Source organism: Virgibacillus chiguensis, from assembly GCF_900129865.1.
GTDB classification, from domain to species: domain Bacteria; phylum Bacillota; class Bacilli; order Bacillales; family Amphibacillaceae; genus Virgibacillus; species Virgibacillus chiguensis.
The window spans coordinates 1-18,566 of sequence record NZ_FQXD01000019.1 but is presented as its reverse complement, the minus strand read 5'-3'; the positions used below and the strand labels follow the sequence as shown (position 1 = coordinate 18,566).

The window sequence follows — 18,566 nt, the reverse complement described above, 5'->3', positions numbered from 1 at the left end:
CAGGGTGCTTAGAGGGATCTAAGCACCCGTTTCTGAGATATAATCACTATTGACAATTATGTCACATTGCGATACAGTCGAGGTGCGACATAGTTGGTAGAAGGTGAACGATGTGAAACGTGATAAATTAAGAAAAGCTTATGTTCCGATGACAGAAACGGCTTTTTATATACTGTTATCATTGCTTGAGCCGAGGCATGGGTATGGAATTATGAAGCATGTGGAGGAACTGACAAAGGGAAGAATTCAACTCGGTTCTGGTACGGTCTACGGTACGCTGACAAAAATGCAGCGAGATGAGTTAATTCATGTATATTCGACGAAAGAGCGAAAAAAGATGTACCAAATTACAGTGGATGGTCAGCACATTCTAAAAATAGAAATGCATCGGTTGAGCGAATTACATAGTAATGCGATGAAGTATGGGGGTGATTTGCTATGATAGGATTTTTTCGTCCGTTTTGGAGCTACAATATACTGGCAATGGAAAGCTGGTTAAAGACCATGAGTGAACAGGGGTTTCAGCTCGCCGATTTCAACTCACGAACACGACGGTTTTATTTTGTAAAAGCATTTCATAGCCAGCCCTCTATGTATCGCATTTCTTACGCTAAACAAAACGTCCTGCCACCTGCTTTAATAAAAGATGGTTGGCAAAAGGTAGTCCACAAAGGAAAATGGCATATTTTACAACATGAACAAAGTAATGAAATTGCCACATATCCTGAGCGAGAAGGTGTAATACGACGAAATAAACGGTTGATGTATCTGTTTACTACACTACTCATCTATTTTAGTTTTGCTTTGTTACCGCTTGTTTTTATGTTTATGCTATTTATCGCTACGGGTGAATTTAATGTTTCGATAGTAGGAAATCCATTTGCAGTGATAATCGGTATGATGGTACCTGTATTACTTTCGGTATACGCTTGTTATTCCCTCGTTAAGTTAAATAAAGCAAATAAGCAATTACTGTTTGGAAAAGAGAAAGGCATTTATAAATGGAGACGGAAATCATATAAAAAGCAAGCAAACTTCTCCAGAGGAAAATTGGCGTGGAAGTATGCGCCTGATAGATTAGAAGCGTGGTTAGAAAATATGGCGTTAGCCGGAAACGAGCTTATTGCTGTAAGTAGATTTGGGGCAAGGTTTTACTTTCGACGAACCAAGCCGAAACATATTCGCTATTGTGTTGATTATCAAAATCATTTAGATGATGCTTATTTTGATTTACATCGCCAGGCAGGGTGGACGTTGTTATATTCTCAAACAGGGTTTTTGGATAAATGGTCCATCTGGGCAAAAGTATACGAACAAGGGGAGGCCGTTCCGCAACTGTATTACGATGAAGGTCATAAATTAAAACACGCAAGAAGAGTTACAATGACACATTTAGCATTTTTAATACCCGCTATTTTAGTATATGTCTATATATTTAGGGATTTCGCTTTATATAATGGGGATACATTTAAATTACTAGTTTTTGGAATTATCATTATTCAGTTTACTGCTTTTTTTATACAGTCTAGCTTGTATTACAAACGAATGAAGAAAAAAGTGGAAAGATATTAAAAGTTTAGATAGAAACAAAGATGTGTTCCTTTAGATGGTGAAATATCAGTCAGGAAATTGGCTGATATTTTTTGCATTTTAAAAGCAGTATGGATGGTATTTTACTAGCCGCGGTTAATTGGGGAAATGCATCTTATCTACAAGGGTAATTTTTGACACAAAACGTGTATCACGTAAATAAGTTGTTGGAAGATACAAGCTGGCAAGTTTAAGAGGAGATAACAGTACTTAAATCGCCACTTAAAAAAGCATATGTTTAAACGAAGGTAGTTAATTTCCGTACAATATGCAAGGAGGTCATGAAGAGTGAAAACAGTGTGGAAGCCATTTTGGAGTTATGATGTAAAAAAGACAGAAAAATGGCTTCAGGCAAAAGCTTTGCAAGGAGAGCGATTGGTGGAAATAAAGCCTCTTTACCGTTTGTTTCTCTTCGAAGCAAGCAACCAACCTCAGGCGATTCACTATCATATTGCTTATCATAAACAGCAAAACCATAAGCTGCCTCTATTATTACAGCAAAGTGGATGGGGAGAATGTTGTCAACGAGGACGTTGGTATATTTTTACTAATCAACAGAAAACAAAAGACATCCATAATTATCCTGTCCGTCGAGAAATTATTAAGCGCAATCGCAATATATTCTATTTTTTTACTGCATTAACCATGTACGTGCTTCTTACCTTGCTACTGTTTGTTATTATGAGTGGAATTATTGTATTTCACCATGGGAACACCCTTACTTTTTCCCCTGTTTTTGTATGGCACACACTCCTTGTAATTAGTATTGGTTTAGCTATTATTGGCATATTTTCCACTATACGCCTCTACCAATCCAATAAACATTTTTGGTAAGCCATCATTATAGTATACATTATGATGGATGAAATATTGATAACGATGACAAAATAATGTTTGTCTCGTTTTTTTCAATTTACTCCTGTTTTTTCACGTTTGAATATTTTTTTCATACTATATTTATAATCAAATCATTGTTTTATCTATTGTCAGCGATCAGGCTTCTCTATACAGCTTTAATAAAAAAATGATTGACTAAAAATACAAATCAAGGTTAAAATGTGGTGAACCCTTTTTGTACTAGAAAAGTATAAAAGTTTAAAGGTTTAGCGATAAGCTAGGTTTTCTTAGTTGATTCAAATATAGAAAGGAGCATTAAAGTAAAACCGATTTTCTAAAGCGCCAGGACTATGCAATCGAACGCGAGAAAGCATAGTTGACGAGGTTGGAGGTTATCGAATGTTCGGCGGGTGCCTCCCGATTGTACATCTCAATTGTTACGCTCTTCCTTAAAACAACGAGGTAACTTGTTGGCCAAAGGGAAATGGCAAGGTGTTACAAAAACAATCACGAGAAAGGGGCAGTACAACGGCCCCTATAAAGTATATTTTATTTGGATCGTTTGTCCTGCCCCTTTTTTACAAGGAGGACTACAACGATGTGTGGAATTGTAGGATATATCGGACAGGATGATACGAAAGAAGTTTTACTAAATGGTCTTGAAAAGCTTGAATACAGAGGTTATGATTCAGCAGGTATTGCAACTTTAAATGACACAGGTGTTCAAGTTGTGAAAGTAAAAGGTCGAATTGCAAAATTAAGAGAAAGCATAGATAGCTCATTACGTGCAACGATGGGAATCGGTCATACGCGCTGGGCGACTCATGGTGTGCCAAGCGAAGAGAATGCACACCCGCATCAAAGCGCGTCTGGCAGATTTACCCTTGTTCATAATGGCGTTATTGAAAATTACCAAGAATTAAAAGAGAACTATCTTGGGAACGTGCATTTTGTTAGTGAAACAGATACAGAAGTCATTGTGCAACTGATTGAAAAGCTGTTCGCCGAAACAAACAATACAGCAGCAGCTTTTCGTAAAGCAATGCGTCTATTAAAGGGGTCCTATGCGATCGGTATGATCGATCATGAAAACAAAGATACGCTGTATGTTGCTAAAAATAAGAGTCCTTTACTAGTTGGATTAGGTAACGGATTTAATGTTGTTGCAAGTGACGCCATGGCAACATTAAAAGCAACGGATCAGTATGTCGAAATTCATGATCAGGAAGTAGTGCTCGTTCATCGTGAATATATTGAAATTCATGATCTTGATGGAAATTCCATTATGCGTGAACCATATACAGCTCAAATTGATGCCAATGATATTGAAAAAGGGACGTACCCTCACTTCATGTTAAAGGAAATCGATGAGCAGCCGTTTGTTATGCGTAAAATTATTCGCGAATATCAAACAGAAAATAATGAACTTAAACTAGATCAGAACATTCGTCAGGCTATGAACAGCTGTGATCGTATTTATATTATTGCAGCAGGAACAAGTTATCATGCTGGGTTAGTTGGAAAGGAATTTATCGAAAAACTTGCCAACGTTCCAGTCGAAGTTCATATTGCCAGTGAATTTTCATATAACATGCCATTATTGTCAGAAAAACCGTTGTTTATTTTCATCTCCCAAAGTGGAGAAACAGCAGACAGTCGTGCTGTATTAGTAAAAATTAAAGAAATGGGACATCCAGCATTAACGATTACGAATGTGCCTGGATCCACCCTTTCTCGTGAAGCAGATTATACGTTAAACTTATATGCAGGTCCAGAAATTGCGGTAGCTTCTACCAAAGCTTATACAGCGCAAATTGCCGTATTGGCTATATTAGCAGTCGACACTGCAAAAACAAAGGGATTACCGTTGGATTTTGATCCAATGCAGGAGCTAGCGATCGTTGCTAATGCAATGGAAGTGCTAACCGATCAAAAAGAAGCGATAGAAGATTTGGCACGGAAGTATTTGCATACAGCTCGCAACGCATTTTTTATCGGTCGTAGTGTAGATTACCACGTGTGCTTAGAAGCAGCTCTTAAGCTAAAAGAAATCTCCTATATCCAGGCAGAAGGCTTTGCTGGTGGAGAATTAAAGCATGGAACGATTGCTTTAATTGAAGAAGGAACTCCAGTTATTGCAATAGCCACTCAGGAAAATGTGAATTACTCCATTCGCGGCAATGTGCAGGAAGTAGTAGCACGTGGAGCGAATGATATGGTTATTAGTATGAAGGGCCTAGAGCGAGATACGGATGCATTTGTCATCCCGCATGTTCATGAATTGCTCACACCACTTGTTAGTGTTGTGCCATTACAACTATTGTCTTATTACGCTGCATTACATCGTGATTGCGATGTTGATAAGCCGCGTAACTTGGCGAAAAGTGTGACTGTGGAGTAGGGGAAGTTGGGATTTGAAGTGATGTTATCTCCCTGCTAAATTCTTCTTCCCCACGCTAAAAAGTCGGTATCCACTGTTAAATAGTTGGTATATTAGAGGGGAGAGTGTGGAGGAAAAAAGAGCAGGCGAATTTGTACTCAATCATTTTTCAATCGTAAAATTAATTATATTTCAGGCTGGATCCAATAGTGGTCCAGTTTTTTTCTATGTTTCCAATAACCCACCAATCCTTTGTCCAATAAGGGTTTCAATAGCCTTTTCAATTTCTAAATCCGTAGGATTTCCAATCTCTATTCAGTTTGTTTCCTAAATGTAACACCATCCTACAATTGCTATATTTCCTTTCTTTTCTCTTGATTCTTCTCTCTGTTCGGTACGAACTCTTTAACATTGTCCGAATATTCGATACAACCCAGAGCGGAGAAAAGAGGATGAAAATGGGCGTTTGGGGGAAGAACTTAATAACATAGTGGAGGGAAGAAAAAGTCGATATAAGAGGGCTGACTCGTTGGCAGATAAGGGGTTGAGGGGGATTTGTGGTGGATTCCAACTAAGTAACAGGGAGATAGATGTCTAGTCACAAAAAAGTTAGCCCCTCTTTTAGATGAATAAATACAGCCGTATTGGTAATAATTAAAATACTCCTTGTAGAACTATCATTACTATATTTCTACAAGGAGTATTAAAACGAATTAGTCTATCCAGCATTAATTATCTTTAAGCTTAAGAAGGATGTTTGTTATAATTTCGGGCTTTAGTTAAAAAATTCCACTCAACTAAGCTCTCTATATAACGGACTTTTTTATTTAGGCTTTTAAGATAATTAGTGTTTTTTAATACAAATTTTTAGGAGGATTAGAATGACCAAGCGAAAAACAGGAGGGCAACGAAGAAAGAATAGAAATGTGGACTTTGGAAGGTAGAGGGAAAGGTCTCGTCTTGGGAGAGATTATAAGTCTTGGTTAACAATACAAGATTTTAAAGTTGATAAATAAGCAAAGTCATAGATAATGTGCATAGTTAATAAAATCATTGCCTAGGAGAATAAAAAATATGAAATTGAAAGTATATACAGTAAATTCATTTGCTAAAACATTAGAAGGAGGTAATCCAGCCGGAGTTGTGATTGAGGCGGATTCTTTATCAGATGAAAGTATGAAAAAGATAGCAGGAGCAATTGGTTTTAGTGAGACAGCCTTTGTCATGAAGTCAGAATCAGCACATTTTAAAGTAAGGTTTTTTACCCCTGAAGAGGAGGTAGAACTTTGTGGACACGCTACCATCGCAACATTTTATGTACTTTTAAGGAAGGGTTTAATTAATCCTGGAGTATTTCTTCAAGAAACGAAGGCAGGAATTTTAAGTGTGGAGGTAAGGGAGGATTCAACTATTATGATGGAACAAAACACTCCAAGTTTTTATGAGATCATAAATAAAAAGGAAATAGCTGATTCCTTGAACATTACTGAAAATGAAATGATAGATATACTCCCGGTGCAAATCGTTTCAACGGGCCTCAGGGATATACTTATTCCTGTCAAAAATATCGACATATTAAATTCAGTTAAACCAAATTTTGAAGAAGTATCACGAATTAGCAGTAAATATATAATACTATAGGATATCATGTTTTTACATTTGAATCTCTCTTTGGCTCCAATGCTTACTGCAGGAATTTTGCACCATTATATGGTATATATGAGGAGTCAGCTACTGGTACCTCCAATGGTGCCCTTGCATGTTATCTATACAAGTACGGAAACACCAAAAAGAGGTGTGATCACCAATTTGTGATGGAACAAGGTTATTCAATGAGAAATCCTTCAGAGATAATTGTGGAATTAATAGTTGAAGGACTAGAAGTAATTGGAGTCAAAGTTGGTGGAAAGGTATTGAATTTATCGGAATTTGAAGTGGAAATATAAATTCTGGCATATACAATTGGAAAAATATAAATAAAATTTTAAGTCCTGCCTTTTCAATTACTGCACTTTCACAATAACTTCTAATTTAGAGACCTTTCCAGCCCTCCAACATGCAGTTTACATATATTCACTAAAGTCTAACTGATGGGAGTTGATTTGAGTAGAAAGTGTTCAGTTAACTCCATCCGCATTGGTTAAATGGATAAGACAACATAGTCAGACTGGCTCTTTTAAAGAAAAAGATATTCGTCCACCAGAAGAAAATGAGATTCTAAAACTTCGCAAAGAAAACCAGTAATTACGAATGGAAAATGATATTTGCACCTAAAGGTATAAATGCGACTAAGCATATAAAATGCTAAGTCTTACTAAAACCCAAGCAACGCTGATTATCGGACGAAAGTAACTGTTATAAAGCAAAACACACATTAATACTATATCTGCGATGTGCACCATTCTCGACGTTTCCCGCAGTGGATACTACTACGAGCTACAACGAAAAGAAAGCAATAGAGTGAAGGAAGAAAAAGAATTAACTATATTGATTAAAGATATTTTTCATCAAAGCCGTAGGGCGTATGGATCACGTAAAATCAAAGTGGTGCTCAGACAACACAAGGCAAGCAAGTATCCAGACGCCGCATTGCACGTATTATGCCGTGAGAATGGCCTTGTTTCTAAATACAATGCAAAACGAGCGTACAAGCCTTCATCGAAGCAGATGTGTTTTGCTTTGAATGAAGGTTTCAAAGGATTCAAAGCTTGCTTTTTTGTAGACTATTATGGTTCTTTCATTAAAAGTAGCAACAGAAAGCGTTACTTTGGGGTTATATTTTGATATAGCAAAACTTAGTCCAGATTTTAAAAAATCTAAATCCATACTCCTTCCAGTAAAATCTGCAGCTAATGCTTCATCAACGATTTGATTATCGAATTCTTTCTCACGATCCGTGTGAAAAATAACGACCTCTTGTAGGTTTGCTAAATACTAGCTAAAGCCTTCATCAGAAATCGATAATCTTTTGCTCCTGCACTATATCCAATGATTTATCGATTAAAAAGGTCGACAAATAGGCAGACGTAGTTCCATTTTCCAGCTACATCTACATATGTCAAGTGGCTTGCAAGCACATGAAGTGGTGCAGATGGGTTGAAATTACGATTTAATACATTGGCAATTTCGGTTTTATTGCAGATACAAATGTTAGTCGTTTTGAATTTTTGAAGATGAAATATGAATGCTAGAAGCAAACAGCTAAAAGTAGTTTTGGTTTCAGGGCTTAACGGGCACTCTTATGGAAGAGTCCATGTCATGTCTTATCTTTTAGGAGGTTGAAATAAGTGAACAGTTACCCAAATGAAACGAAAATGATCATTCCCAAAGGGTGTGATAATGCCCCAAGGAAACAAATAGTCATTGATTTTACAGTAGCTATATTAAAGCATCAAATTGAAATCATTAAGGAATATGCAGATGAATCTATAATACTGTATCAGTTAAAAGATAATAAAAAAATAGAAGGTCAATGTTCATTAATCACCATTTTGCAGAATGAAAATAAAAGCATCATTGATTGTCTCGAAATTTACCAAGTGATAACTCATGGGAAATATGCTTCCATAAATGGTGTGATTTCATTAGCAAATGGTGTAAAAATTGATTTCTGTGATGTATATATGTTTCGTAATGCTGCAAAATCTGCAAAGGTAAAAGAAATAAGATCATATAAAATATAGCTTTTAAATTAAAAGAACTTAAATTTTTTGAAAAATGTTGCGGTGAAATCCCCCTTTGGATATGATTTTCTAAAGGGGTGTTTTGTGTCGAAAAGAAAAAGAACAACTAAAATGAAGAAATATTGTTGGTCAAGGCATTACAGTAGGGGAAGTTGAACACCTTATATGGGTTCAGCATAGGGCAGAGGTGATTATAAGATTATTAAATTACCATATTTTACAAAAGGGGGTATTATTGAAATTGAATGAAAAAGCATATCTAAATATAGAAGAGATTATTTCCTTACCAACCTTATTGGATACGAACATCAGTGATAATGGCAAAAATGTAGCATTTGTAAAGAGGACGGCTAACTGGCAAGACAATACTTATAGGAATCATGTATGGATATATGAAAAAGAAAAGGGGATTCGTTATCCGTTAACACCTAGAGATATAGATAGTACATCTCCATCTTGGTCGCCGGATTGTAGGTATATCGCATATCTTAGTCCAGTTGGTGACAAGGGTATTAAGAAAAATCAGATCTTTATTAAGTCCATAGATCATGATAGTGGTGTTCAAATTACGGATGAGGAAGAAGGAGTAAGTAAATTCAAATGGGATGTCAATAGTAAGGGTTTTTATTATATCGCACAGTCAAAAGAATCTGAGATGATAAAGAAACGTAAAAAACTTTATGGGAATTTTCAACATATAGGTAAGGAATACCAGAATAATTGTTTATACTACATTAAAATAGAAAAACTGATACACAACTATAAATTTGGACGTATAGAAAAAAATGATAGTGCCAGTGAGGATAAAGATGAACAGGAAACTAGTGCTGTTTATCAGCTAACGGATGAAATGGATTTCCATATCCATGAATTTGATATCTCAAATGATGGAGAAAAGGCTGTAATGATGGCTACACCAAGCCCAAACATGGAAAATTATATTAATGGAGATCTATACATACTAGACATTAAATTTGGCGAGCTGCAAAAGATGAATATAGATAAACTGTTGGGAGGGAGTGTTTGCTTTTCTCCTGAAGGTAACAAAATATGCTACTCAGCAAGCATCAGGGAGAGAGATTATTATAAGACCCATATTCAAGACAGTACATTAGAAATATATGACATTTATCATAGGGAGTTAATTCAACCTTTAAAAGATTTTGATAGTACGGTTATTCCAATACAATGGACAGCTAAAGGAATTTTCATTCGATGGCAGAACAAAACCAATTATCTTATTGGGTTGTTATCTGAGGATGGAACGATGGAATTGTTAAGTGAAAAGGCAGATAGCTTTATATTGGATGCTTCTATAACAAGTGACGGAAATCATATATCCTATAATAAGGCTATAACAAATGAAACCTTTGAAATTTATTTAGATGATAAAAAAATAACCAATGAAAATAGCTTTTTCAAAGAAAAGCTTAAAAGTAACAGGGAAATAATCTCATGGCAAAATAGTGACGGGCAGGAGATAGAGGGTGTTTTATCGACCCCGGTGGAGTTTAAAAGAAATAAAAAATATCCCTTATTAGTGGTAATCCATGGTGGTCCGGCTTGGGCATCCTTTCCCATATTCTCAGACTGTTTTAATGAGAAGTATCCTATTAAACAGTTTATTGAAAAAGGCTTTATCGTTTTAGAACCAAATTACAGGGGAAGTTCTGGTTATGGTAATGAATTTTTAAGAGCAAACTATAAAAAATTGGGAACTGCTTACTACGATGATGTTATATCTGAAGTGGATAAACTAGTTGACGAAGGTATTGCAGATAAAGATAGAGTAGGGGCTATGGGATGGAGCAACGGCGGATATATAGCAGCTTTTTGTTCCACATTTAGTAGTAGATTTAAAGCGATTTCAGTTGGGGGTGGAATTACGAATTGGCGTACTCACTATGTAAATACAGATATGCCTTATTTTATTAGGATGCATTTAGGAAATAATCCATGGAATGACCCAGAGATATATGCTAAAACCTCACCAATGACATATATTAAATCAGCTTGTACGCCTACCTTAATCCAACATGGCGAAAAGGATGCAAGAGTTCCAACTCCAAATGCATTTGAGGTTTATCAAGGATTAAAGGATATGGAAGTTGATACAGAATTAGTCATATTCAAAGGAATGGCATATAGTTCTGACCAACCAGAAATGAATGTAGCTATTATGAAGCAGAATTTGATGTGGTTTTCACACTATATTCTTGGAGAGAGCAGGAAAGACTTTAGGGTTTTATAAAGCGGTTTCTTAAAATTGAGAGTTGAGAGGTTGGGGGATGTCTTATGATATCGGAATTGGATAAAGCTTCATTTAAAAAGTGTAGAAAGTTGATAAATGAACAAGGGCAATTAGAAGCAATTGCAATTGTGGAAAATATAAATCCTGGTCGTATTTTTGTAGATGATGTTAATGACCCTGCATCTGGGGTTATTTGGTTAGGAAATAATGATGGATTCATTTTTTTCGGAAACGAGCAAAATGAAGCATTTAATCACGAACTAAACAACTTTATCAACCATGTCATTATACCAGAGGCAAAGAAAGTCCAATTAAAATGGTTTGAAGGTATTGGGAATCATGAAAAGTGGAATCAAGTTATGGAAAAGACGTTCGAACATCGTAAGTTGGGAAAGTGGAATCAGAAGGTTTATAGTTTACAGCAAGGAGATTATAAGGGCAATAGTAAACCTGAGGTTGAACAAGCATATAAGGTTGCAAACATGTGTGATTTTCTATTTGAAAATGATAATAACGCTATAAAAAACACCGCTTTTTTACAGAGGAAAATATTAGAATATTGGGATTCTGTGGAAAGTTTTTTGCGTAATGGTATGGGTTATTGTATGGTTTATCAAAATGAAATCGTAAGTGTTTGTTTCTCGGGGTTTGTCGCGGGCAATGTCCACTGCATAGATATTGAAACATTAAAAGCGCATCAGGGGAAAAAGTTGGCTCAAAGAATTGCCCATCATTTTGTGGAAGATTGCATGGAGAATAATTTGGTTCCATATTGGGATTGTATGGAAGTGAATAAACCTTCTGTTGCAGTTGCGGAAAATATCGGTTTACGAAATATATTTAATTATGTAGGGTATGATTTTTCCCTTGAATAACATGCAATGGTTCATTGAAGAAATATTATACCAAGCTACAAACGGGGGGAGCTTCTATGAAAGGAAGGTTAGACCAAAATGATGCGAAAAAGAGGAGAAATCCATAGTTATAAATATTTTATAGCTTTTACAGCAATTCTTATTCTTTTATTTTCAGGGTGTAGCTCACCCATGCAGATTAGCAATAGTGATTTAGAAAAATATAACGTGAAAAAGAAAGTAGACGAAAATAGTCAAGGTGACTTTGTTTTTCGGCTCGTCAGTGAAAAGCAAGAGTATGAAGCAAGGGATAATGTGAAAGTATATGGCGAAATAACTTATGTAGGCGATAAAAATGAGGTTGATATTCATCATTCATCATCTGCTATGCTTTTTCCAATGGAAGAAAAGATACGTGGGTTTGACATTGGATTTACTGTAAACGAAATCGCCATGACAACGACTCTTAAACAAGGAAAACCTTACAGAGAAGAATACAGGAAAAGTGGAAACTATGTGGAAGATGGTTCCAGTGATTACTTGGATTATATGGAAAAATTTTCTGAAATGGATAGTTTTCCTCCAGGATACTATGTTGTCCATGGTGAGACAGATTTTTCCTTAGAGGATCAAGAAAGAGTAAATATAAAAGCGACAATAGACTTTAAAGTTGTTGAATAGTTATACTGATTTTTCGTACGCTCCAATTATGATTCGTTCACTTAGGGGTGAAGAAAATCTCCACTGATTAGAAATGCACTTTATTAAAAGTTAAATCGCTTTGAGGAAAGGTTTTTTGAACGAAGGACGGTTATATTATGCGAACTTTGATATAATAATATAAACTTTTGTAACTTTAAGGAGTGATTCATATTTTATTATTCTCTTTTAACCTTTATGCTTTCTAGGGGACGATGCCAATGCCAGTGATGAATAATGACACGTACTAGTGGGATGTGGCGTTATAGCCGCATCACAGTGGTTGGTACAAATATATAAAGTCAACCGAGGTTCGAATCAAGGGATGGAATATGCCTTTGTGAAGCTGGAACTAGAAGTAATCGTTTAAAAAATAAAACGGTGAATAGGTCTCTCTTATTCAAAGCCTGGAACTGCTACACGCAGAAAAACAAACGGAACCCTTTTCTCCATAGGTGAAAAAATTCATCTTGGAGGAAAGCCAATGACTAGAAAACGAGAGAATACCTCTTTTCAATGTGAAAAATGTGGTGCTGAAGTTATACGATTAACAAATGGTAGTTATCGGAATCATTGCCCTTACTGTTTATATTCCAAACATTTGGACAATACCCCTGGTGATCGTTTAAGTGAATGTAAGGGGCTAATGAAACCAATAGCCTTAGACTACTCTGCGAAAAAAGGACATCAGATATTACATCAATGTGTAAAATGCAAGAAAACACAAAAGAACAAGGCAGCAACAGATACCGTACAAGAAGATAATATTATTCAACTTATGTATCAGTTACAACTAAAATAAAGCTACAAAAGAGAGAGCGTTCTAATGCTAGTTATTAGAACGCTTTTTATTTGTTTATTTTAGGAAAGCTACCAAGCTACATAGTGTAGTTAGCTGTATCTCATGAACCTCTTAATATTATAATTTGGATTCCCTTCAATCCATAGTCTCCTTATGCAAAAAAGCGATATAACAAAAACTTTGATGGCAAAAGTGAATAGCTAACAATAAATAATTCCTTTCATAAAAAAAGAGCAATATGGTCTTGAAAGTGACGTAGCGGCACTCTATATAATGTATGTAGCCTATAGAAAGGGAGGGTAAATGAAGAAAAAAGAGCAATGGACAGCTTGTATAGCGCCAGCGAACATGAATACGATTTTGGATGATGTTACGGTTCATTAAATTTACATATCTTAGCGAGGGAGAATGTTATGAGATTACTAAAGTTTGTTATCAAAAGGAAAGTTTTCATTACTTTGTTGGTAATTTTCATTATCTTTTTGGGAAGTTATGCTTTCTTGAATTTAGACAGGGAATTGACTCCCGTAGTTGATTTAAATGGCGCTTCCATTGAAGTTGATGCAGGGGATTTAACTGCAGTAGACGTGGAAAATGACATTACCACACCACTTGAACAAGCATTACAGAAAGTTGATGGAATTAGTAACATGGAATCGACAACATATATGGGGGGAAGCTTCATCCAGACTTATTTTAAAGATGATTATGATAAGGATTTGGTGAGAGAACTAGAAACAGTAGTGCATTCATTTAAAAATAATTCCACGGCAATAAAAAAGGTGGATGTTAGCAGGCACGGCTCCGGCACAAAATACGGATTCATTTTAGATATTTCTGGTGGAGACATGTCTGAGATGTCGAAATTCGCGTTAAATGTATTAAAACCTCGTGTGGAACAACTGCCAGAAGTGCAGGATGTGACATTTTCAGGGATAAAAGATGATCGTATTAATATTGCTTTTGAGCGAGAAAAGTTACTAGAACAAGGAGTTAAAGTTACCCATGCAGTAGATATAATGAAGCAAATGAATCGTAAATCAACGGTAGGAAAATTATTCGATGACGATGCAACTTTTTTACGTTGGAATACAAAATTAACCAATGTTGACGATATAAAAAATATTCAAATCCCTTCACCATCTGGAAATGTATTGCTTGATGATATTGCGAAGGTTTCCATGAATGATGCTCATGATAACACGACAAACGTATGGAAAAACGGACAGAAAGATTTTAATTTTAGTGCAAATTGGCGGGGCACCTGAAACAACGCAAATAGAATTGGCTGAATCCGTCAGACATGCATTAGATGACATTCGTGATGATGATCTAGTCAACGGTTTCACTATGAATGAAATAGTGGCGCATGGGGATTTTGTAAACGATTCTATGTATAGTGTAACTAAAAATATAGCCATTGGTGGAATAATCGCGGTTCTTGTTTTACTGTTGTTTTTACGAAATTTCCGCGCTACCGTTATTATTGGTGTATCTATACCCACCTCTATCTTATTGACCATGGTTTCTATGTGGATAGGTGGATATAGCTTGAATATGTTAACGCTTGTAGGGCTAGGACTGGGAATTGGAATGATGGTAGATTCCTCCATTGTTGTCCTTGAATCCATATATAAGAAAAAAGAACAAGGATTGGCTGGCTATGAAGCAGCTATACAAGGAACGAGTGAAGTAGCAAATGCAATTATTGCCTCCGTTTTAACAACCATTGCTGTATTCCTTCCAATAGGATTAATCGGTGGGGAAACTGGAAAATTCATGATTATTTTTTCCGTGGTGGTTGCTATTACGTTAATTAGTTCTGTATTTATTGCTTTTACTTTTATCCCAGCACTTGCAGAGAGATTTATGAACATGCGCAAACAAAAGGAAAAGAGACGAGAAAGCGGCGGATTAGGGTTATACCGTAACATGTTGACGTGGATAATTGCTAAAAAAGCAAGGAGCTTTTTCATTATTGCCTTATTTTTGCTTGCGTTTGTATCTTCTCTATTTCTTGTCCCGAAAATTCCTATGAATATCATGCCTGATGTATTCAACAGGTATACAGAAATTAGCGTTGCCTTAGAAAATGGTACTACCGATGATGAAAAACAAGTCATAGCTAAGTCGATCCATCAAAAACTAAAACCGATGAAAGATGTGAAGGCAAATTATATAATAGATCAAGGAAATACACTCACTTCCGTTATTAAAATGACAAGTGGGGATGAAATTTATTATAATCAAAAGGAAGTAACGGACAATATATTGAAGGGGTTGCGAAGTCTTCAAGGAAAACATCCAATTAGAAGTGTTCACAGAGCTATTTCGGGTTCAAGTGGCTATCCTGTGCAAATAACGATTAGGGGAGAGGATTTTGATAAGTTAAAAACTATTGCCAAAGACATGGTTACTAAAACCGAAACGATTGATGGTGTTGTTGAAGCAAGTCATTCCATGGAAGCTACTTCTACGATGCAAGAAATCTTATTGAATGAAGATGAGTTGGAGAAATACGGCATTAACAAATTAGAAATGAAAAAGTTGGCTAGAACAATTCTTGCTAGGTGATATCATCGGGGAAATTGATGGTGAATATGGTAGAAAAATCCCTATGCATGTGTCTTGGAATGATGTGAAGGGAACCAAAGAATCATTATTAAATCTCGATGCTCCCGGACACAGTGATAAGAAATTGTCAGCTTTTTTATGGAGTTGCAGGAAGTAAATGTACCAAAAGAGATTTATCATATAAACGGGGAACGCTCTATATCTATATTTGCTGATATCGATGGTAGAGACTTAGGAGCAGTGAATCGAGATGTTCAAAACATGGTGGAGAGTTATAATATAGATGCTGGGTATTCCGTTTCTTTAGGTGGTGAACTAGAAGAACAACAAGATTTAATGAAAGATACCTTTTTGGTACTAGCTATTGCCGTATTTTTAGTTTACTTGGTAATGGCTGTACAATTTAATCATTTTGGCCAGCCCCTCATTGTTATGTCTACCATTCCCGTTACCATTATTGGGGTAATACTTGGAATGTTTATGACACAAATGGAACTAAACATCATGTCAGCGATGGGATTAATTATGTTAGTGGGAATAGTTCTTAACAATGCTATCCTGTTAATTCACCGAATAAATCAACTCCTATCAGCAGGGCATTCTCTCCAAGATTCCATTATAAATGCAGGGCAAGACCGGATTCGTCCTATTTTCATGACAACACTTACTACGGTTGGTGGTATGATTCCGTTAGCAATGGCGTCAGGAATGTCAGCCGACTATCAAGCTCCTTTGGCAACGGTAATTATATCAGGGCTCTTATTTTCTACTTTTATTACTTTATTTTTAATACCAGCTATCTATCGTTTATTTTCGAGAACGTAATATAAAGATTCAAAATGATGGTTAAATGAAAGGGGTCTGGATAAATGGAAATTACGGATAATAAAATCCATTTTGAATACCATTTTGTAAGTGATAAAGGAATCATCTCAAATAAAGATAGAAGTGATGTTCCAGCTATTTTAGCAGTAGATGCTATGTTTTCCATAAAAATGAATCACATTTTATACTTTGAGGCAGAACTTCCGATCCTAGAATTTTATAAGTCTTTGTATACATGGAAAGAAAGAATAACGAAGGACTATATACCTGAATTTCATTATTATTCAATTGAACACGATGAGGAAGAAGGTGCAATACTTTCAGTGCTTCCTTTCTCTAATAAAGCTAGATTGGAATCTATTTGGGCAGAAGCGGACATTGATAATGTACTTGATTTACATTATATTGTTCATGAATTATTAACTCTGGAGAGCCGTTTGGGCAATGATATAGAGAAGTATTATAATATAAGGTTAAAGTATTTTATGAAGCATATACCGTATAGTCTAACTAGTATGCAGTAGCGTAGCATAATTGCGAAGATAGGTGTTAACAACCTTGTTTGCATATCCCTTTTTGGGATCCGTCTTTCATTATGTTAAACCACCTACTTTGAAATAATCTAACTGAATTTCTAATTAGATGGTATTAAAATAAAATGACAGATGACCCGTTTTCTATTCCTATGTATAGATGGAAATAGAAACAAAAGGATAATAAAAAAGCAGCTTCTTCAATTGGGTGAAGCTGCTTTTGCTTTTGTTTAGCTTAACTTCGTCTAATTTATCCCTTGCTAGAAAGTAAGTTTTTGGTGGACTGCGTTTTGTTAGAATTATAATTGTTGCTTCCATTTTAAATGTGTTTTCATAATGCTTAAATTGTTTTCTTCTTGTTTATGTTGTTGTAATCGTTTTATTTTTATAATTTTTATATAACTGCAAAAAAGCTTTAACGACAAATCCAGAGATATATGGACATCCAAACTAATAGTCGCATGTTTTTTCTCTACACTCATCTTTCAAATCAGGAAAACCGTCTCCTTCTCCTATACTTCCGATTGTAAAGTCATTGTTAATTCCAATGTTGAAGTAAGCCTTTTCATTAACTTTTCCTTCGAGTACTAAACTACCCATAGGTGATGAGTGCTCCTTTTTGAATTCCACTTTTTCTATATTTTCATAATTATTTTCAAGGTAACTAATTACCACCTTTTTTGATTTTTCGATGGTGTTATCATCAAAATTAGAATTATTCGACTTCACATTGCACCCTCCTAATAGTACAATAATTGTAATGAATATTAAAATTTTTCTTTTCAAACAACCACCTCTTTTTTTAGGAGTGAACGTATGATGAAAAAACTGGGAGATTATGAAGCAGCAAAATTATCAGAACGTACATACTATAATAATATTAGTAAGATTAGAATAGATGCAAACAACGGTGAAAAAAACACTTGGATCCCAATCGAAACTATTAAAGACTCCGATACAGGTTTACATGGATATGTGCTCCAAAACGATGATACAGATGAAATCGTTATCAGTTTTAGGGGGACGGAACTTCCTAAAACAGCTGTCACCAAAGTGAAAGAAAAATACTTAGCGACACCCTCTCAAGATGCTAGATTGGCTGGTGCCGGGGGTGGAGCAGAATTGAAAAATGGGTATATTGTTTATAACCAAAAAGACGTAGACTATTCTGAAACCCTAAAAGATGTGGAAGAAGACATCCAAGGAATTGTCCTTGGTGATTCCGATTATACCAAAAAAGATTATAGAAAAACACCTTATTTAGGAACACCTTCTCAACATGCTGCTTTATTAACTGGTAAAGCGAAGTTTGACTCCAAAGATAAAACCCTCACATATGACACCAAAAATCAATTTACAGCAGCTGAACAAGTGGTAGAAAAATACGTGAAGAAGCACGGATCGGACAACATCGTTTTTACAGGCCATTCTCTTGGCGGAGGTCTGGCTCAATATTATGCTGTTCAACATGATGCCAATGCGGTTACTTTTGCCGCAGCAGATGTGTTTCATTTATTATCCAAAGAAGACCAGGAACG

17 protein-coding genes, 2 pseudogenes and 1 other annotated feature are annotated in these 18,566 nt (G+C 35.6%); of the genes and pseudogenes, 18 read left to right on the top strand and 1 reads right to left on the bottom strand.

The genetic code is table 11. The features are described from left to right. Positions 1-112: 112 nt before the first annotated feature. From BUB45_RS16540 to BUB45_RS16480, 17 genes and pseudogenes are all read left to right on the top strand, one after another. A complete protein-coding gene (locus BUB45_RS16540; protein ID WP_170861778.1) occupies positions 113-442 on the top strand; it encodes a PadR family transcriptional regulator in 330 nt (109 codons plus the stop codon). Beyond that, complete coding sequence (locus BUB45_RS16535) at positions 439-1,572, top strand: DUF2812 domain-containing protein (RefSeq protein ID WP_073012369.1); 1,134 nt, start codon at positions 439-441, stop codon at positions 1,570-1,572. Before BUB45_RS16540 ends, BUB45_RS16535 begins: the two co-directional genes overlap by 4 nt. 306 nt (positions 1,573-1,878) lie before the next feature. Then, positions 1,879-2,424, top strand: a complete 546-nt coding sequence (locus BUB45_RS16530) for a DUF2812 domain-containing protein (RefSeq protein ID WP_073012366.1) — start codon at positions 1,879-1,881, stop codon at positions 2,422-2,424. Positions 2,425-3,025: 601 nt separating this feature from the next. Then, entirely contained in the window at positions 3,026-4,828 is a 1,803-nt protein-coding gene (glmS, locus tag BUB45_RS16525; RefSeq protein ID WP_073012363.1) for a glutamine--fructose-6-phosphate transaminase (isomerizing), read from the top strand. Between the two features lie 1,053 nt (positions 4,829-5,881). Further along, complete coding sequence (locus tag BUB45_RS16520) at positions 5,882-6,448, top strand: PhzF family phenazine biosynthesis protein (protein ID WP_280157543.1); 567 nt, start codon at positions 5,882-5,884, stop codon at positions 6,446-6,448. Next, positions 6,433-6,657: pseudogene (locus BUB45_RS20730) on the top strand (PhzF family phenazine biosynthesis protein); the annotation flags it as partial. The gene BUB45_RS16520 and the pseudogene BUB45_RS20730, both read left to right, overlap by 16 nt. A 268-nt stretch (positions 6,658-6,925) precedes the next feature. Beyond that, positions 6,926-7,048: pseudogene (locus BUB45_RS20860) on the top strand (IS3-like element IS655 family transposase); the annotation flags it as partial. Positions 7,049-7,267: 219 nt separating this feature from the next. Then, positions 7,268-7,591, top strand: coding sequence for an IS3 family transposase (locus tag BUB45_RS20810; protein ID WP_073012361.1), 324 nt, complete (start codon positions 7,268-7,270; stop codon positions 7,589-7,591). 503 nt (positions 7,592-8,094) lie between these two features. Continuing rightward, the gene (locus tag BUB45_RS16510) at positions 8,095-8,490 is read left to right on the top strand and encodes a hypothetical protein (RefSeq protein WP_073012358.1); all 396 of its coding nucleotides are present in this window, start codon (positions 8,095-8,097) and stop codon (positions 8,488-8,490) included. Positions 8,491-8,725: 235 nt separating this feature from the next. Continuing rightward, complete coding sequence (locus BUB45_RS16505) at positions 8,726-10,741, top strand: S9 family peptidase (RefSeq protein ID WP_073012355.1); 2,016 nt, start codon at positions 8,726-8,728, stop codon at positions 10,739-10,741. A gap of 44 nt (positions 10,742-10,785) precedes the next feature. Beyond that, positions 10,786-11,616, top strand: a complete 831-nt coding sequence (locus tag BUB45_RS16500) for a GNAT family N-acetyltransferase (RefSeq protein WP_073012352.1) — start codon at positions 10,786-10,788, stop codon at positions 11,614-11,616. A 78-nt stretch (positions 11,617-11,694) separates the two neighbouring features. Continuing rightward, positions 11,695-12,276: a hypothetical protein gene (locus tag BUB45_RS16495; RefSeq protein WP_084723767.1), complete on the top strand. Its 582-nt coding sequence runs from the start codon at positions 11,695-11,697 to the stop codon at positions 12,274-12,276. A gap of 246 nt (positions 12,277-12,522) precedes the next feature. Beyond that, positions 12,523-12,697: a sequence feature (16S ribosomal RNA rRNA prediction is too short), on the top strand. Positions 12,698-12,778: 81 nt separating this feature from the next. Beyond that, a complete protein-coding gene (locus tag BUB45_RS16490) occupies positions 12,779-13,096 on the top strand; it encodes an RNHCP domain-containing protein (protein ID WP_073012350.1) in 318 nt (105 codons plus the stop codon). 413 nt (positions 13,097-13,509) lie between these two features. Beyond that, positions 13,510-14,364, top strand: coding sequence for an efflux RND transporter permease subunit (locus BUB45_RS19660; RefSeq protein ID WP_139300197.1), 855 nt, complete (start codon positions 13,510-13,512; stop codon positions 14,362-14,364). After that, a complete protein-coding gene (locus tag BUB45_RS19655; protein ID WP_212590787.1) occupies positions 14,291-15,670 on the top strand; it encodes an efflux RND transporter permease subunit in 1,380 nt (459 codons plus the stop codon). Before BUB45_RS19660 ends, BUB45_RS19655 begins: the two co-directional genes overlap by 74 nt. Before the next feature lie 138 nt (positions 15,671-15,808). Beyond that, positions 15,809-16,495, top strand: a complete 687-nt coding sequence (locus BUB45_RS19650) for an efflux RND transporter permease subunit (RefSeq protein WP_139300195.1) — start codon at positions 15,809-15,811, stop codon at positions 16,493-16,495. Between the two features lie 44 nt (positions 16,496-16,539). Then, positions 16,540-17,019, top strand: coding sequence for a DUF7878 domain-containing protein (locus BUB45_RS16480; RefSeq protein WP_073012347.1), 480 nt, complete (start codon positions 16,540-16,542; stop codon positions 17,017-17,019). A 459-nt stretch (positions 17,020-17,478) separates the two neighbouring features. Here the strand turns inward: BUB45_RS16480 and BUB45_RS16470 are convergent, their stop codons facing one another. Continuing rightward, complete coding sequence (locus BUB45_RS16470) at positions 17,479-17,757, bottom strand: DUF1433 domain-containing protein (protein ID WP_073012342.1); 279 nt, start codon at positions 17,755-17,757, stop codon at positions 17,479-17,481. A gap of 87 nt (positions 17,758-17,844) precedes the next feature. Between BUB45_RS16470 and BUB45_RS16465 the strand changes: the two genes are divergently transcribed. Further along, positions 17,845-18,566 (top strand): YqiA/YcfP family alpha/beta fold hydrolase (locus BUB45_RS16465; RefSeq protein ID WP_280157542.1); only part of this gene is annotated, 722 nt, incomplete at its 3' end.

Excerpts from the sequence above, each read along its gene's own strand:
- BUB45_RS16535 (WP_073012369.1), top strand. The coding sequence starts at position 439 with ATGATAGGATTTTTTCGTCCGTTTTGGAGCTACAATATACTGGCAATG.
- glmS (WP_073012363.1), top strand. The coding sequence starts at position 3,026 with ATGTGTGGAATTGTAGGATATATCGGACAGGATGATACGAAAGAAGTT.
- BUB45_RS16520 (WP_280157543.1), top strand. The coding sequence starts at position 5,882 with ATGAAATTGAAAGTATATACAGTAAATTCATTTGCTAAAACATTAGAA.
- BUB45_RS16500 (WP_073012352.1), top strand. The coding sequence starts at position 10,786 with ATGATATCGGAATTGGATAAAGCTTCATTTAAAAAGTGTAGAAAGTTG.
- BUB45_RS16495 (WP_084723767.1), top strand. The coding sequence starts at position 11,695 with ATGATGCGAAAAAGAGGAGAAATCCATAGTTATAAATATTTTATAGCT.
- BUB45_RS16490 (WP_073012350.1), top strand. The coding sequence starts at position 12,779 with ATGACTAGAAAACGAGAGAATACCTCTTTTCAATGTGAAAAATGTGGT.
- BUB45_RS19660 (WP_139300197.1), top strand. The coding sequence starts at position 13,510 with ATGAGATTACTAAAGTTTGTTATCAAAAGGAAAGTTTTCATTACTTTG.
- BUB45_RS19655 (WP_212590787.1), top strand. The coding sequence starts at position 14,291 with ATGATAACACGACAAACGTATGGAAAAACGGACAGAAAGATTTTAATT.
- BUB45_RS19650 (WP_139300195.1), top strand. The coding sequence starts at position 15,809 with ATGGAGTTGCAGGAAGTAAATGTACCAAAAGAGATTTATCATATAAAC.
- BUB45_RS16480 (WP_073012347.1), top strand. The coding sequence starts at position 16,540 with ATGGAAATTACGGATAATAAAATCCATTTTGAATACCATTTTGTAAGT.